General features: G+C 52.7%; 15 protein-coding genes. 5 read left to right on the top strand and 10 right to left on the bottom strand.

Going from position 1 to position 14807, the window contains the following annotated elements; genetic code table 11:
- Window positions 1-46: 46 nt before the first annotated feature.
- From OGX96_RS01330 to OGX96_RS01355, 6 genes are all read right to left on the bottom strand, one after another.
- On the bottom strand, window positions 47-298 hold the full coding sequence (locus tag OGX96_RS01330; RefSeq protein ID WP_008786094.1) for a putative Se/S carrier protein: 252 nt from the start codon (window positions 296-298) through the stop codon (window positions 47-49).
- Window positions 295-1062, bottom strand: a complete 768-nt coding sequence (gene yjiL, locus OGX96_RS01335; protein ID WP_008786095.1) for a putative 2-hydroxyacyl-CoA dehydratase activator YjiL — start codon at window positions 1060-1062, stop codon at window positions 295-297. The genes OGX96_RS01330 and yjiL overlap by 4 nt, the downstream gene beginning before the upstream one ends.
- A gap of 9 nt (window positions 1063-1071) precedes the next feature.
- Window positions 1072-2223: a double-cubane-cluster-containing anaerobic reductase gene (locus OGX96_RS01340; protein ID WP_286582061.1), complete on the bottom strand. Its 1152-nt coding sequence runs from the start codon at window positions 2221-2223 to the stop codon at window positions 1072-1074.
- A gap of 95 nt (window positions 2224-2318) precedes the next feature.
- Window positions 2319-2783 carry a GNAT family N-acetyltransferase gene (locus tag OGX96_RS01345; protein ID WP_103285813.1) on the bottom strand — a complete coding sequence of 155 codons (465 nt, stop codon included), beginning with the start codon at window positions 2781-2783 and terminating at the stop codon, window positions 2319-2321.
- 13 nt (window positions 2784-2796) lie between these two features.
- On the bottom strand, window positions 2797-4077 hold the full coding sequence (locus OGX96_RS01350; protein WP_003830070.1) for a DUF445 domain-containing protein: 1281 nt from the start codon (window positions 4075-4077) through the stop codon (window positions 2797-2799).
- A gap of 75 nt (window positions 4078-4152) precedes the next feature.
- Window positions 4153-5079, bottom strand: coding sequence for a LysR family transcriptional regulator (locus tag OGX96_RS01355; RefSeq protein WP_003845596.1), 927 nt, complete (start codon window positions 5077-5079; stop codon window positions 4153-4155).
- Between the two features lie 219 nt (window positions 5080-5298).
- Between OGX96_RS01355 and OGX96_RS01360 the strand changes: the two genes are divergently transcribed.
- From OGX96_RS01360 to OGX96_RS01370, 3 genes are all read left to right on the top strand, one after another.
- Window positions 5299-6531 (top strand): dicarboxylate/amino acid:cation symporter, encoded by a 1233-nt coding sequence (locus OGX96_RS01360; RefSeq protein WP_125363512.1) that lies wholly within the window; start codon window positions 5299-5301, stop codon window positions 6529-6531.
- 30 nt (window positions 6532-6561) lie between these two features.
- Entirely contained in the window at window positions 6562-7752 is a 1191-nt protein-coding gene (gene metC, locus OGX96_RS01365; RefSeq protein ID WP_032942294.1) for a cystathionine beta-lyase, read from the top strand.
- Between the two features lie 238 nt (window positions 7753-7990).
- Window positions 7991-8551: a YagU family protein gene (locus tag OGX96_RS01370; protein ID WP_198802627.1), complete on the top strand. Its 561-nt coding sequence runs from the start codon at window positions 7991-7993 to the stop codon at window positions 8549-8551.
- Window positions 8552-8635: 84 nt separating this feature from the next.
- On the opposite strand, the gene mdtM is transcribed toward OGX96_RS01370, so the two are convergent.
- From mdtM to OGX96_RS01385, 3 genes are all read right to left on the bottom strand, one after another.
- Window positions 8636-9877: a multidrug efflux MFS transporter MdtM gene (gene mdtM, locus OGX96_RS01375; protein WP_198802629.1), complete on the bottom strand. Its 1242-nt coding sequence runs from the start codon at window positions 9875-9877 to the stop codon at window positions 8636-8638.
- 324 nt (window positions 9878-10201) lie between these two features.
- Entirely contained in the window at window positions 10202-10852 is a 651-nt protein-coding gene (locus OGX96_RS01380) for a LysE family translocator (protein WP_198802631.1), read from the bottom strand.
- 48 nt (window positions 10853-10900) lie between these two features.
- Window positions 10901-11716 carry a helix-turn-helix transcriptional regulator gene (locus OGX96_RS01385; RefSeq protein WP_198802633.1) on the bottom strand — a complete coding sequence of 272 codons (816 nt, stop codon included), beginning with the start codon at window positions 11714-11716 and terminating at the stop codon, window positions 10901-10903.
- A gap of 230 nt (window positions 11717-11946) precedes the next feature.
- Here OGX96_RS01385 and OGX96_RS01390 point away from each other — a divergent pair, with 230 nt between their 5' ends.
- Complete coding sequence (locus OGX96_RS01390; protein WP_198802635.1) at window positions 11947-12861, top strand: Rpn family recombination-promoting nuclease/putative transposase; 915 nt, start codon at window positions 11947-11949, stop codon at window positions 12859-12861.
- 51 nt (window positions 12862-12912) lie between these two features.
- Here the strand turns inward: OGX96_RS01390 and OGX96_RS01395 are convergent, their stop codons facing one another.
- The gene (locus OGX96_RS01395; RefSeq protein WP_198802637.1) at window positions 12913-14325 is read right to left on the bottom strand and encodes an aminotransferase-like domain-containing protein; all 1413 of its coding nucleotides are present in this window, start codon (window positions 14323-14325) and stop codon (window positions 12913-12915) included.
- Between the two features lie 177 nt (window positions 14326-14502).
- Here OGX96_RS01395 and OGX96_RS01400 point away from each other — a divergent pair, with 177 nt between their 5' ends.
- Window positions 14503-14667: a DUF1127 domain-containing protein gene (locus OGX96_RS01400; protein ID WP_008786105.1), complete on the top strand. Its 165-nt coding sequence runs from the start codon at window positions 14503-14505 to the stop codon at window positions 14665-14667.
- Window positions 14668-14807: the final 140 nt, after the last annotated feature.

The raw sequence follows: 14807 nt of genomic DNA on the forward strand, positions 1-14807 counted from the left end.
GTAAATGATAATGAAAAGTAAAATAAAAATAAGTCCCCTGGCACGTTCAGGAAGGAGGAAAAGTGGCAAGGCAGCGCCAGTCTCCGTTTTCAAGATGGTAGATAGATTCGGTATGACCCGGAATTATCCACTCATCCTCCTTGCCAGCAACACAGTCGATGTAAATGCACAGCCCGCAGCCACCGCGTAGCTCGCGGGGAATATCTGCCACCCGAAAGCACATACCCGCAGCCTGTAGCGCTTTACGCGTTTTGATGACGCCGAGGGTAGTATGAAACAAGAACAGTGTTTCCTTCACTCACGTTTCCCCTGACGCTGACCAATTAACGCGGCCCCAATCGCCCCAGCAAACTGCGCGTCGGGATGCGTGTGTACGGGAATACCAATGTGGCCTTCAAGCATACGAGCAAAGGCGTGACAGTGGCTTACTCCCCCGGTAAATAACAGTGGAGCCTGCCCTGAAAGCCGTCCGATGAAATTCGCGCTGCGTCGGGCCATCGCGTTGATCACACCCGCTAAAATGGTCTCCGGCGCGACACCCGCAGAGCGCAGGCTGATAACCTCTGACTCGGCAAAAACCGTGCACATGCTGGTGATGGCATGTGGTTCGACGCCAGCGGTAATCGCATCTAACTGCTCTACGCTGGCGCCGAGCGTGCGTGAGATGACTTCCAGAAATCGTCCGGTCCCAGCCGCACATTTGTCGTTCATCAAGAAATCGCTGAGGTTACCATCATCATCTAGCTGGATGACTTTACTGTCCTGACCGCCGATATCAATCACTGTGCGGGTACCGGGAGCCAGCAAGCGTGCCCCCAGTCCGTGGCAGGAAATTTCAGTGACCTGTTTGTCAGCATAATCCACGAGCTGCCGTCCGTAGCCAGTGAGGGTTAAAAATGGTCTAACGTCCAGCCCCGCCTGCAGCGTTTCCCATGCCTGCGCGATTGCTTCGGCAGGGCGAAAAGGTGTTGGGCAGAGAAAGCGACGTCTGATGACGTTACTTTCCAGCAAAATACCTTTAGTCGCTGTGGAGCCGGAATCTATCCCTATTGAGTATGTCATCCCTGTTCCTCACAACATTTCAATGAACGCGGCGACACGAGTGCTAAGCTGGCCGATATCCGCGCTGGAGTAGTCAGTTTCAATGGCGATGTAGGGAATGTTGTGCTGTTGGCGGACGTGGCGTTTGATGGCGAGTGATTCAACGGCGTAAGTGTGGCAAGCCTGTAAAATGACATCGACGACGCCGTCAGCCTGGTACTCTTCAACCATTTGGCTGAGCATTTTCAGACGTTGATCGTTAGGGGAAATACATGAGCAGCCGATGGCGAGGTATTTATCGGTCAGCGCGTCGTAGACGTCGCCAGTTTCCTCCACGCACTGTTCAGTGGCTTTCGCCCCGGTGCAGTTTTCATAGCCCACCACCCAACCGCCGTTTTCTTCAATGGCACGAACCACTTTTTCTGCCGCGCCGCCGATGGGGCAGCCGGTTATCAGTATGCGTGGACGCGACGCCAGACGTTTCCCGGCCTGCCATTCCTGATGTACCCGCTCGGCCATGCTATTAAGCTCGTCGATCAGTGCTGCTTTATCAAAGCGGAAGGTTGCACCGTAGACGACTTGCAGAATGTCACTGCCGCTGAGTGCGGGTGGGTTGAGCTGACCAACGCGGTAGAAGTTTGCCAGTGCACGACGTTCCTGGTTTTTTAGAATAACAGCTTCACGTAGCGCAGTTTCGGTAATCGGGGTGCCAAAACGGGCTTCGATAACCTGCTGCAAACGCAGGATCTCGGCTTTCCACAGCGCCCGTGAAGCCGCATCACTGGTGCTGTTGGGCAGTTGCATCACATGTACCGCTTTAAATTCAGCCATGTACTCGTACATCTTCTTTTTACCATCGCAGGTCGTTTCGCCCACCACCAGGTCAGAGAAGTAGAAGTACGGACATTTATCCGTTTTACCAAACCCGTAGCTGCTTTTGATCAGCGGACACAGGTTACGTGGCAGATCTTTTTCGGCCTCTTCAATGGTTTCATCAGAGGTTGAGCATAGCGAAACGACGACCGCACCTGCCGCCATCGCTATCTCCTGTGGCATAAAGGTGCAATAGGTTCCAACGAGCGGGATACCCTGCTCTTTAAGATCCATTACGGTGAGAAAACCTTTCTGACGGGCGTCGGAGAATTGATTAAAAATGGCGGGTAAATCGGTGATTAGCGACATGATTTTCCTTCCCCGTAACACGGGAGACAGTAAAAAGACGTCGCATTATAACCCTGCAATTTATCTGGCTTTATTGATGTACAACAATTGCGCGCTTACAGATTACGGCTGTAGACCCGTGAGACTTCCCCCCACGGATGATAGCCCGGCCCGTCAAAGTAAAACCCCGCTTTCTCGTATAAACCTTCCAGGTCAGTACACAAATGAAGCTGCATAAAGCCTAACTGTCTGGCCTGCTGCGCAATATGTTCAATCAGGCGAAACGCCAGACCGTGACCACGATAGCGAGGATCGATATAGAGTGCGCATAGCCACGGCCACAGTTCGCCGCGACTGATAAAATCATTAGTGATCAATCCGGCGCAGCCAACAATGCTGTCGCCGTCCTGCATCCAGTACCACTGCGGTAGCGGGTTCTTTGCGCCAATACAACGATGCAGTGCATCCTCGTAAACTCTCATGGAGTCTTCTGAGGCCCATTGTTGCTGAAAGTAAGCGGTGACCTCGTGCAGTTTTTCCGGTGTTTCGCGCAGGGAAAAAATGCGGATGTTCATCGTCATTGAATTTTTCTCCTTAAAAATTCGCCAGCGTCAGCAGGGAAGGAATTTGCGACAACAGATATAACACCAGCCCAATAGAACCGCCAACCAACGTGCCGTTGACGCGGATAAACTGCAAATCTTTACCGATGTTCAGCTCGATTTGCTGCGACATATCGCGTGCATCCCAGCTTTTCACCGTGTCGCTAATGTGGCGCGTCAGGAAGGTGGCGAACTCTGGCGCTACTTTATGTGCGGCCTGCTCCAGATGCCCATTCAGTGAGGCGCGCAGGGCGCTGTCGGCTACCAACGTTTCGCCGAACCACTGCCCGGCGCTGGCGATGCGCTGCTTCACGCGGGAATCATCGGCGTTAATGTCGGTTTTCACCCACTGACGCAGGTCTGCCCACAGCTCGCCAAGATAACGGTTGAAGGCTTCATCTTCTTTCAGATAGCTTTTCAGGCTTTCGGCCCGCACGGCCATCTCCGGATCGTGTTTGAGCTTATCGATGAGCTTAAACGTGGCGCGATCGAAGGCATGGCGGATCTGATGTGCGCGATCGTGGCTGATGTCATCCAGCAAGGAGTTAACGGCATCAGACACCAGCTCGGCGCTGTGCTCGCCCAGCCATTCTGTTGGCAGGATCTTCGCTTTCAGTGGATGTTCGGTTTCCAGCCAGTGCACGACCTGTCTGGCGATAAACGCTCGCGAGCTGTCGCGCTGGAGCAGGGCGATCAGTTGGGCAATCAGCGTGTCGAGCAGCACCTGATGGCGATTGTTTTTGGTCATGCTTTCCAGCATCAGCGCGCTGGTACCGGAGAGATCGACTTTGTCGATGGCCTTGTGCACCGCCCGCTTGATCAGCCTTTGAATGCGCGAGTCGTCGGTCAGTTCGAGAAAACCACTCATGATCTGCAGCAGATGCTGGCCAATACGCTGGGCGTTTTCCGGCTGGCTGAACCAGTTGCCGATCAACAGCGCCGGTTCATGGCGGCGGATCAGCGCGACCAGCGACTGGGTATCGAGAAATTTTTCCTGCACAAATTGCCCGAGATTTTCGCCGATCCGATCCTTATTGCGCGGGATAATCGCCGTGTGCTGCGAGATAAACGGGATCGGCACCCGGCGAAAAAGCGCCACCACGGCAAACCAGTCCGCCAGCGCGCCCACCATCGCCGCTTCGGCGATCGCTTTGATCCCCAGTACCCAAAAGTTAGGCGGCAGAAACAGCGTGATGACGAAGGTGGCAGCGGCAATCAGCAGCAATGAGAGTGCCAGTCGCTTGGCGCGTTTGAGTTCAGCAATTTTATTCATAGGCTTAAGGATAGAGCCAGACGGGGGGATCGCGCAAAAAATGTGGAGCGCCTCCCATTTTCAGGTGGGCTGGGCTTACTCCGGGATCCAGTTGTCCCAGGCGGGCAAGGGGCCGAGTTCCGCCACCAGAAAATCGATAAACGATCGCACCTTAGGATTGCTGTACTTGCTGGGAAAGTACAGCGCATACAGGGCGTGAGTTTCACAGGTGATAGTGCCGTCGAGCATCAGCGGCGTTATCTCTTCTTTTTGAATATGATCGCCAATCAGATAGGTGGGCAAATACGCCACTCCCTGATCTTCTAACACTGACTTCAGCAATACCAGACTGCTGTTGGCCTGGATCGGCATATGCAGTTTCAACTGATGCAGACGATCCTGTTCATCCGCCACCTTCAGCACCGGTGTGAGGCCGGGATAAACCAGACAATCATGATCCACCAGATCGCTTCGACGCTGGGGCATGCCTTTTTTGGCGAGGTAGCCGGGTGAGGCACAGTACGCCCAGCGAACAGGCACCAGCTTGCGCATCGCATAGTTTTGCGGCGGTGCGGTGGAGATGCGCAGGGCGATGTCGAAATCTGTTTCGTTCAGATTCACAAAGTTATCGTTGAGATCGATATACAGATTTACATCCGGGAACTGGGAGCGATATTTATCCACCAGGTTCACCAGCCGGGAATAACCAAACGCAATTGAGCAGGTTATGCGTAATTCACCCTGCGGGCTGTGGTAATAACCGGAAGTGGTATTCAGCGTTTCATCGAATTCTTTCAAAAGCTTATTAGCGCGGTTGAAGAGATATTGCCCGGCGTCGGTCAGGGTAATACTGCGGGTGGTGCGTTTAATTAATGTCGTGCCCAGCGTGTCTTCCATCGCGGCCAGACTTTTGCTGACCGCAGACGGCGATACGTTGAGTTGCGCCGCGGCTTCTGACAATCCTCCGCAGTCGACGATTTTAGTAAAAAACTCCAGATGCTTGAGTGAAATCGGCGTACTCATAGTTTCCTTTAATTCACAAGTGATTTGCAAAAACGGTACGAATAGGCCGTTACATTCGCGTTTTAAACATGCAACTATTGAATCACAGGAAACAACTTGCTGGCAAAATGAAAAAATAACAACTTAGGTGAGTTACGTCACAAAATAAAAGGAGGCGAAACGGAAACTCATCACATTGTGAATTTAATCTCATTAATTATTATTCCAAAGGTACCGATTATGTGGTCACGACTCGAACCCTACAAATCGTCGATTATTTTATTAGTTGCTCTGGTGATTGGCGGCTTATTAGGTATTTATGCCCCATCGTTTGCAAGTAAACTCCAGCCAATAGGTCAGATATTCTTAAACCTGCTATTTATGATTATTGTGCCGCTGGTGGGTATCAGCGTCATGTCTTCGATCGCCAGTATGACCGACCTGAAAAGGCTGGGACGCATTATGGCGATTATCTTTATTGTTTCGATCGCCATGGCCTTTATTCCAGCCGCCGGGATCGTCGCGCTGGCGCTCTGGTATAACCCGGCGCAGGGCGTCACTATCGATCTCTCGCAGTCGGTACAGGCGGGCAGCGGTAAGATGGATTTTGTCAGTATGATCACCACCAGCGACTTTATCGGACTGTTTTCTAAGTCCAATATTCTGGCGCTGATCGTAATGGCGATCATCGCCGGTGTCGCAATTGGCCAGTCGGATCAGGCCGGTAAACGTATTGCGTCGCTGCTGGAAGACGCCAATACCGTGATCATGAAGATCGTTTCGATCATTATGAAGGTCGCGCCGATTGGTCTGGGCTGCTACTTCGCCGCCACCATGGCCAGTCAGGACTCTGCACTACTGTTAACCTTTGCCCGCGCCATCGGCCTGTTTATGGTTGCCACGCTGGTCTACTTTGTCTTTGGCTCGATTCTCTATTCGTATATTGGCGGCGGTATTCCGGCGATCAAAGCCTTTTGGCGTAACGCGATTGAACCGTCTGCGACTGCGCTGGGTACCTGCTCTTCACTGGGGACGCTCCCGGTGACGCTGCGTGCCGGTAAGGCGATGGGGATTAACCCGGAAATCGTTGATGTCTCCATTCCGCTGCTGGTTAACCTCAACAAGGGCGGCGTGGCGATGATTGCCGCGCTAAAAATTGTCTTTATCTATTCCGTGCTGGGCATGGAATTCACCACCGAAACCTTCTTCCTGACGATGCTGATTGCGGTGCTCTCCGCCATTATCGTTGGTGGCGTGCCGGGCGGGGCGTTCCTCGGTGAAATCTTTATCGTCACAACGCTCGGCCTGCCGATGGAAGCAATCCCTATGCTGGTGGTGCTGGGCACCATTACCGATGCGCCGGCCACACTGATTAACGTTATCCATGATTTGAATGCGGCGCAGATTGTTGAACGGTTCGCTGGAAAAAAGCAGACCAACACTGAAATAAACTCTACTGCTGCGGTGGTATAGGTTTCACACGGATTAAGAACAGGAGATGTTATGAAAGACGCAATGAAGCTTGAAACGCACCTGGTTGTTGCTGGTCGCGACAAACGCTATACCCAGGGAGCGGTGAATCCGGTTATCCAACGCGCCTCTTCACTGGTATTTGATACCGTGAAGGACAAGAAATTTGCCACCGCCAATCGCGCGAACGGCGAGCTGTTTTATGGTCGTCGCGGAACCTATACCCACTTTGCTTTCCAGAAGGCAATGAGCGAACTGGAGGGCGGCGTTGGCTGCGCGCTGTACCCATGTGGTGCTGCGGCGGTGACCAATGCGATTCTGGCGTTTGTTCAGGGTGGCGATCATATTCTGATGACGGGGGCGGCCTATGAACCAACCCAGGATTTTTGCAATAAGATCCTGAGTAAATTCAACGTGGAAACAACGTATTACGATCCGCTGATTGGTGCAGGTATCGTCGATCTTCTGCGTCCGGAAACAAAGGTTGTATTCCTTGAGTCACCAAGTTCTATCACCATGGAAGTCCAGGACGTGCCGGGGATGGTGAAGGCTATCCGCGCGGTGAATCCGGAGATTGTCATTATGATCGACAACACCTGGGCGGCGGGCGTGCTGTTCAAAGCGCTGGATTATGGCGTGGATATTTCCATTCAGGCGGGAACGAAGTACACCATCGGCCATTCGGACGCCATGCTGGGCACGGCGGTGTCGAACGCCCGTTGTTGGGATCGTTTACGTGAGAACTCCTATCTGATGGGGCAAACGCTGGATGCCGATACGGCCTACAACGGCAGCCGCGGATTGCGCACCCTGGCGGTACGCCTTAAGCAGCATCAGGAGAGCAGCATCCATATTGCCCGCTGGCTGTCGGCAAGGCCGGAAGTGGCACGGGTGAATCATCCGGCATTACCGGAATGTCCGGGCCATGAGTATTTTCAGCGTGATTTTATCGGAAGCTCAGGCTTGTTCTCGTTTGTGCTGAAAAAGAGACTGACCGACGAACAGATGGCGAATTTCCTCGATAACTTCTCGCTGTTCCATATGGCCTATTCGTGGGGCGGATTTGAGTCGCTCATTCTGGCGAACCAGCCGGAAGAGCTGAACAGCATTCGCCCGGCCGGAGAAGTAGATTTCAGCGGCACGCTGGTCAGGGTGCATATCGGCCTTGAGGATATCGACGACCTGATTGCCGATCTAGACGCGGGATTTGCACGCATTGCGTAAGGTGAGGTGAGCGTAGCCGGATGGCGCTGATGCTTATCCGGCCTACGTAACCCAGTAGGCCGGATAAAACGCCTGTACGACATTCGCGATGAAGCTATATTCACAATCAAATTAACTCATAAGTGGTCATTTAAGATCATTTTTTATCAAAAGTAATCTTTGTCACAATTTTCAGCATCCCTCCTGGGTAGCATAGCCACTGGTTTTAAGTGTTATGGCATATAAGGGATGATGAGTTATGAAGCTGAAAGATTTATTCTCAAAGACACCGACGGAACGCCGCCATTATGGTGTTGCCGTGTTAGTCGGTATCGTTTCTGGCGTACTTTCTGCATTTGTTAAGTGGGGAGCCGAAGTTCCGCTTCCACCCAGGACATTTTCTCTGGGAAGAAATGAGTTTAATCCTCCGTACCTTTTTCTCCGAGACTATTTAGGGATTGACCCCACGCAAACGGTCTATACCTTTTCTGAACATGTGATTAATCCGGTTATGGTCACGCACATCATATTTTCATTAGTGTTTGCAGTCGGATATTGCGTTGCCGCTGAAATTTTTCCAAAAGTTAAACTTTGGCAGGGGGTACTGGCAGGTTTAATCGTGACGGTGGCAGTTCATGGCATCTTCATTCCCGCCCTTCATCTTTCGCCGCCCTTGTCTCAGCTACCATTTGATGAATATGTGTCGGAAATTATTGGACATATTTTCTGGTTTTGGGTCATTGAAATGATTCGTCGTGACCTGCGTAATCGGATCACGCATGAACCCGATGCGGAAGTTCCGTTATCTCTCGTCAGATGATTAAAAGTTGATGCACTATGATGGATTGCCCCCGACCGCTAAACACAAAACCACTGTTCGCGAATGGGGGCGGTTCATAGGAGGTTAACTCTCTGTGACTAATGCGGTGGCCTCATGCTGACGTACGCGCTTTAGTAAGCCTGCCAGCGTGAACACGACGGCAATACCAGCCACCACCGCCAGCAGATGAAACGAAATCCTGCCGCCGTTGAACCATAACCAACGCCCAATTTCGACAGAAACCGCCATCACCGTCAGGATCACCATATTCAACGACGCCGAAACCGTACCCTTCGGTAAGTTGTTGGAAAATAGTGTAAAGCGGAATAACGTTGGGAAGATCATTCCAATGCCAAACGCATACAGGCTGGTCCCCAGCACTGACCACAACCACACGTGCGGCCACAGTAAATTGCCAGCAATCAATACCGCCAGCCCGCTCAACTGAATGGGAACCGCTCGCCAGATAAAGCGTGGCCGGGTCGGATCCTTCACGAAGCGGACGACCACCATATTGGCGACGATCACCGCGCCAAATACCGGGGCCTGTGCCCAGGCAAACTCCGATGTGGTCATGCCGCCAGCATCGATCAGAATAACCGGTGAGACCGCCACCCAGCTCATCATCGGGATATAGCTTAACGACAGCGTGGCTGCGCCAAACAGGAACACCCGGTTACGGAAAACGTCGCGGAAATCACGCACTACGCCGCGGGCACTGAACGGCACCGCGCCGCGCTGGACGGTTTCCGGCATGGCTAACATTAACCCAATCAGGGCGATAAACCCCATGACGGCAATGATGGCAAACAGGATCTTCCAGTGTACAAAGTGCATCAGCGCGGCCCCGGAGAGCGGGCCGATAACCGGTGCAACCAACACAATGGAAGTGATTATCGCCATTAACTTAATGGCCTTCGTTTGCCCAAACGCCTCCTGCACCGTGACATAGCCAACGGTCGCGATAAAGCAGATGCTGGTGCCCTGCACAAATCGGGCTACCAGAAACTGCGTCATTGAGGTAGTGAACAGCGTGGCAGCGCAGGCGAGGGTAAAGATTAACGCCCCCGCAATCAGCACGGGTCGACGGCCAATTCGGTCGGAAAGCGGCCCCAGCAGCCATTGCAGCGCCATGCCGCCCGCCAGATAGAGGCTCACCGCAGCGGGTGCCAGGCTAACATCGGCGTTGAAATCACGTACCACATTGATGATGCCAGGCTGGATCAGGTCCGTCGACAAATAGGCGGCGAAGTCATATAAAATCAACGCGACAGGAAAAAATAGCGTTGTGGCGCGTTGGGAGAAAAACGCGAGAATCCGTTGCATAAAACAGCTCCTTGTCGGGAAAAAACCCTCAACGGGAATAGCGAAATTCAATACCGTCTTTGAGACGTCAGACCGATGACAGAAAAAAGCAGACTGCAAATGTACTGAATTTCATGTAATCAAAAACGCTGTCTGCGCGAAGCGCAAACAGAAGATACGCTCACTGACGCGGGGTCAGAAAACGTAACGATTACAGGTAACAATCAGCACATCGCACCTCAGGAAGAGTAAGTTGAACGGGTAATAACCATCCGCAGTTTAATGCGGATTGGATATTAATTAAACGAGTTTATCCGGTTTCTGTGCAGAAAATCGCCCTGTAAATCAGACTACGATGCTCTGCAAAAACCGCAGTGCGATGGCACAACCGAAGATAATCAATACACCGCCAGCGATACGTTCTACCCATAATATCCCTCTGGATAACCGTCGCTGGATCTGCGGTAAACCGATGAACATCACGATCAGCAGATCCCAGCACAGCACTACGCTGGTCATCCAGATCCCGCTCATGGTTTGTTGCAGCAGCGTCACCGACGGGCCGAACAGGGCGGTCATTAGCGCCAGATAGAACAGCGCATTTTTTGGGTTGAGCAGTGACGAACCCAATCCCAGCAGTAGCTGTTTGCCAAATCCTGGACAGGTAGACTCAGCGTCTGCTCCGGTCAGCGTTTGCGGGCGGCTGCGTACCAGCAGGCTGCCAATCCACAATAAATAAAGCGCGCCCAGCAGCTCAATAACCGTAAACAACAGGGGAAGCTGGCGCAGGATCCCCCAACCGATAATTGCCAGCAGGATATACAACCCGTTGCCGAAAGCGATCCCCACGCACAACCCGGCGCTGCCGCGCATCCGGTATCGTGCGGCGTAACCGACCAGTAAAAAGAAGTCCGGCCCGGGGCTAAGCAATGCGACGAAATGCGCCAGCGCCAGCGCGGGAAAAGCAGAAGGAAAAAGTACAGAAAGCAGCGACATAGCGACCTCAGAGAATGAATCTGAGATCACCGTACGCCTGACGCAGCGCTAATTATTGTCTGATATTGATCGTCCCAACGCGTACTGGCGCGGTGTGGCGGCGGTGTAGCGAACAAAGGTGCGATGGAAATGGCTCTGGTCGGCAAACCCGCTCTGGTAGCCGACATCGGCAATTTCGTCCCCGGCCCGTAGCCGCTGGCGAGCATAGTCAATCCGTATGATGTTCAGATAACTTCCTGGCGTCAGCCCGGTGTCTTGCTTAAAGGTACGGATCAGCGTCTCTTTACGCATATGACACTCATGTGCCAGCTCATCGAGCGAGGGCGGCGCGAGCAGGCTGGACTGCAACCGTTCGCGCAGATACTGGCTGGTTGCGCTTAGGTTGTCTTGTGTGACCGACTGCAACGGCAGCGTGTGCAGCAATGCTTGTGCGGCATCCGTTAATTGCGCGGTTTGGCGTTGCGGCATGAGCGTCACAAGGTGCATATAACGCTGGAATAATTGCGCATCGCGGATGACGGGAGCAGGCGTGCAAAGCCGCTGATTGGTGTTCTGTGCAGGCAGATTAGCAAGACACCACTGGGTATCAAGATAAAGCATATGATAGCTGCGAAACTGTCCGTTAACAGGATTACAGCTGTGAGGTGCCAGCGGCGGTATCACAATCAGATCGCCCACCTGCAGATGGTATTCCTCGCCATCGCACAGACAGCACGTTTCCCCCTCGAGAATTGCCCCAATCGAGAGCTGAGAGTGGTGATGCCGCTTATAGGCCTGCTGGCTCTGCCAGGTGCTGCGCAGTTCCAGCCACGGCAACTGCTCATCACGCCAGAACGATTGTGGAATATCTCGGGTATGCGTCACATCGTGTCCTCCCTGAAAGTGATGATTTGTTATAGCACAGGCCGAGTGGTGAAAAAGTGGGAATGCGCATTGAGATGGTGATTCTGCGTGACGTGTTCCAGACAAATGCAGACGTTACATAAGGGCGTTGTTATCCCGGAAATCGCCTCGCAAAGAGAGAAAGTTGCAGGTGAGGATGTGGTTTTCCGGCGCTACAGTCATGGCATCTTATTTTCAGGTGAAGGATCGCCATGAGCAAAGCTTCAACTTCAACACCACATGATGCGGTTTTTAAAACGTTTTTGCGCCATCCTGAGACCGCTCGGGATTTCCTACAAATACATCTTCCCGCTTCGCTGCGCGAGCTTTGCGATCTTCAGACGCTTAAACTCGAGTCAGACAGTTTTATCGAAGAGAATTTACGTGCGTACTATTCCGATGTGCTGTGGTCGGTGAAAACGACGGATGGGGATGGATATATTTATGTGGTGATTGAACACCAAAGCACACCGGATGCGCATATGGCATTCAGACTGATGCGCTATGCGGTAGCGGCCATGCAGAAACATTTAGATGCCGGGCATCAGCAGTTGCCGCTGGTGGTGCCGATGCTGTTTTATCACGGCGCTAAAAGCCCGTACCCTTATTCGCTGTGCTGGCTGGATGAGTTTGCCAACCCGAAGCTGGCTCGTCAGCTGTATGCTGCGGCGTTTCCGCTGGTGGATATTACGGTTATTCCGGATGACGAAATTGTGCAGCATCGACGTATGGCGCTGCTGGAGTTAATCCAAAAACATATCCGTCAACGCGATCTTATGGGATTGGTCGAGCAAATTGTTTCCCTGCTACTTACCGGACTGACTAATGACAGCCAGATAAAGACGCTGTTTAATTATATTTTACGAACTGGCGATGCACCTCGATTCAGTGAGTTTATTCGCGGGGTTGCCGAACGTTCACCGCAGCACAAGGAGCATTTGATGACGATCGCAGACAGATTACATGAGGCAGGACTACAAAAAGGCAGGCTGGAAGGGCTTCGAGAGGGGCGACGTGATGAGGCACTGCGTATTGCCCGCACCATGCTGGCAGATGGCATCGATATCAGCACGGTACAAAAAATCACCCGACTTTCCGCTGAAGATATTCAGGGTTTAAGCCATTAGATATAGCTTAAACTGCCTAATTGCCTGCCCGGAAGCGCCGGGCAGCTCGATCTACTCTATTGCCGTTTTTACCGCCTCTCCGAGCTTCTGCATTACTTCCCGATGCTTATCGTTTGGCGGCAATGCGCAGTTGATGCGCACACAGTTGCGATACTTCCCCGATGCGGAGAACAGAGAACCCGGTGCAACCTGGATTTTGAGGCGACAGAGCTGCTTAGCGACACAGACCATATCGACCTGGAGCGGCAGCTCGACCCACAGCATAAAGCCGCCTTTCGGTCGGGTGACGCAGATCCCGCAGGGGAAGTATTCCCGTACCCAGCAGGTGTAGATCTCCATATTGCGCTGATAAATCTGGCGCATACGACGAATATGTCGATGATAATGTCCTTCGCGCACAAAGGAAGCCGCTGCCAGTTGCGTAGCGGGAACGTTAGTTCCAATGACGGCGTACTTCATGTGCAGCAGTTTGTTGTAATAACGACCGGGCACCACCCAACCCACGCGCAGACCGGGGGCGACGGATTTGGTAAACGAACTGCAGAGTATTACCCGACCATCGCTGTCCCAGGAGTGGATCGTGCGCGGGCGTGGGTACTCCGTTGCCAGTTCGCCATACACATCGTCTTCAAAAATAACGATGTCGTGGCGCTGGGCGAGGGCGAGCACTGCCCGCTTACGCGCATCCGGCATAATGAATCCGAGAGGGTTGTTGCAGTTGGGAACCAGCAGCACACCTTTGATCGGCCACTGATCCAGCGCCAGCTCCAGCGCTTCAACACTGATCCCGGTATCCGGATCGGTTGGGATCTCAATAACTTTGATCCCTAAGCCGCGCAGTAGCTGCATCGTGCCGTAGTAGGCCGGTGATTCAACGGCGACAATATCGCCAGGCTGGCAAACCGTTAGCAGCGCCAGCGACATTCCGCTCTGACTGCCGCTGGTGATCACAATATCGTCTGCATTGACCACCGAACCGCCGTCCAGCATCAGCCGTGCAATCTGTTGACGCAATTCCCGGCAGCCAGGTAATTCATCGTAACCCAGCACCGCCTTGAGATTATGCTGCGCCACGCGGCTTAGCTCGCGCCACAGCGGCTTCAGGCTGGGTTGATTGATATCTGGCACGCCACTGCTAAAAGGGATTATCGATTTATCCGCATGACCTGCCAGCATGTCCAGCACCTGATCCCACTGGGTTATCTCGACCGGACGCTGTACCGGACGCGACATTGGCGGCACCGGCGGCTGCGCTTTTTGCGGTGCGACAAAATAACCGGAACGCGGCTGTGGTGTGATCAGCTGTAGTTGTTCCAGCGTCTGATATGCCTGCTGGACGGTGCTGATACTGACCCCATGTTCCTGACTCAAGCTACGCACCGAAGGCAATTTTTCGCCATGGCGATACAGCCCCTGCTCAATGCGTTCGGCCAGCAGATTGGCCAGATGTTGGTAACGCGTCATGCTGTATCCCTCATGGGTACCATACAGATTAAAAAACCAGTACAGAATGGCGTGAAAAAAGCGATGCAGAACTCTTTTTAACCAATCTGTATGTTAAATAAAAGTACTTTTTGAGTCTGTATTGTTTTGGGCCAGATCCGTGAAGATAAAGCCTCTGGCAAGGCGGGGAGGCAAGGTATGGAATTTCACGAGAATAAAGCAAAACAGCCGTTTATTGGGTTTGTACTGATCTGGCGGGCATACAAGGCGTGGCGGCTGCGAGCGCAAACGCGGCGCGTATTGCAACAGATGAGTGATGAGCGGTTGCGGGACGTCGGGCTGCGACGCGATCAGGTGGAGTGATTTTCTTTCATCGACAGAGGCTGGGGATTATCGCCCCTCCTCTTTTATATTCACGATATTTATCAATTCATGCTTCTGGTTAGTCCGTTTCTTGATACTTATCCTGATAAGTATTATTTTCTCTTCAGCGATGAGAGGAA

Origin of the sequence: Citrobacter sp. Cpo100 (assembly GCF_030332595.1) — a bacterium.
In the GTDB taxonomy this organism is placed as follows: Bacteria; Pseudomonadota; Gammaproteobacteria; order Enterobacterales; family Enterobacteriaceae; genus Citrobacter; species Citrobacter portucalensis.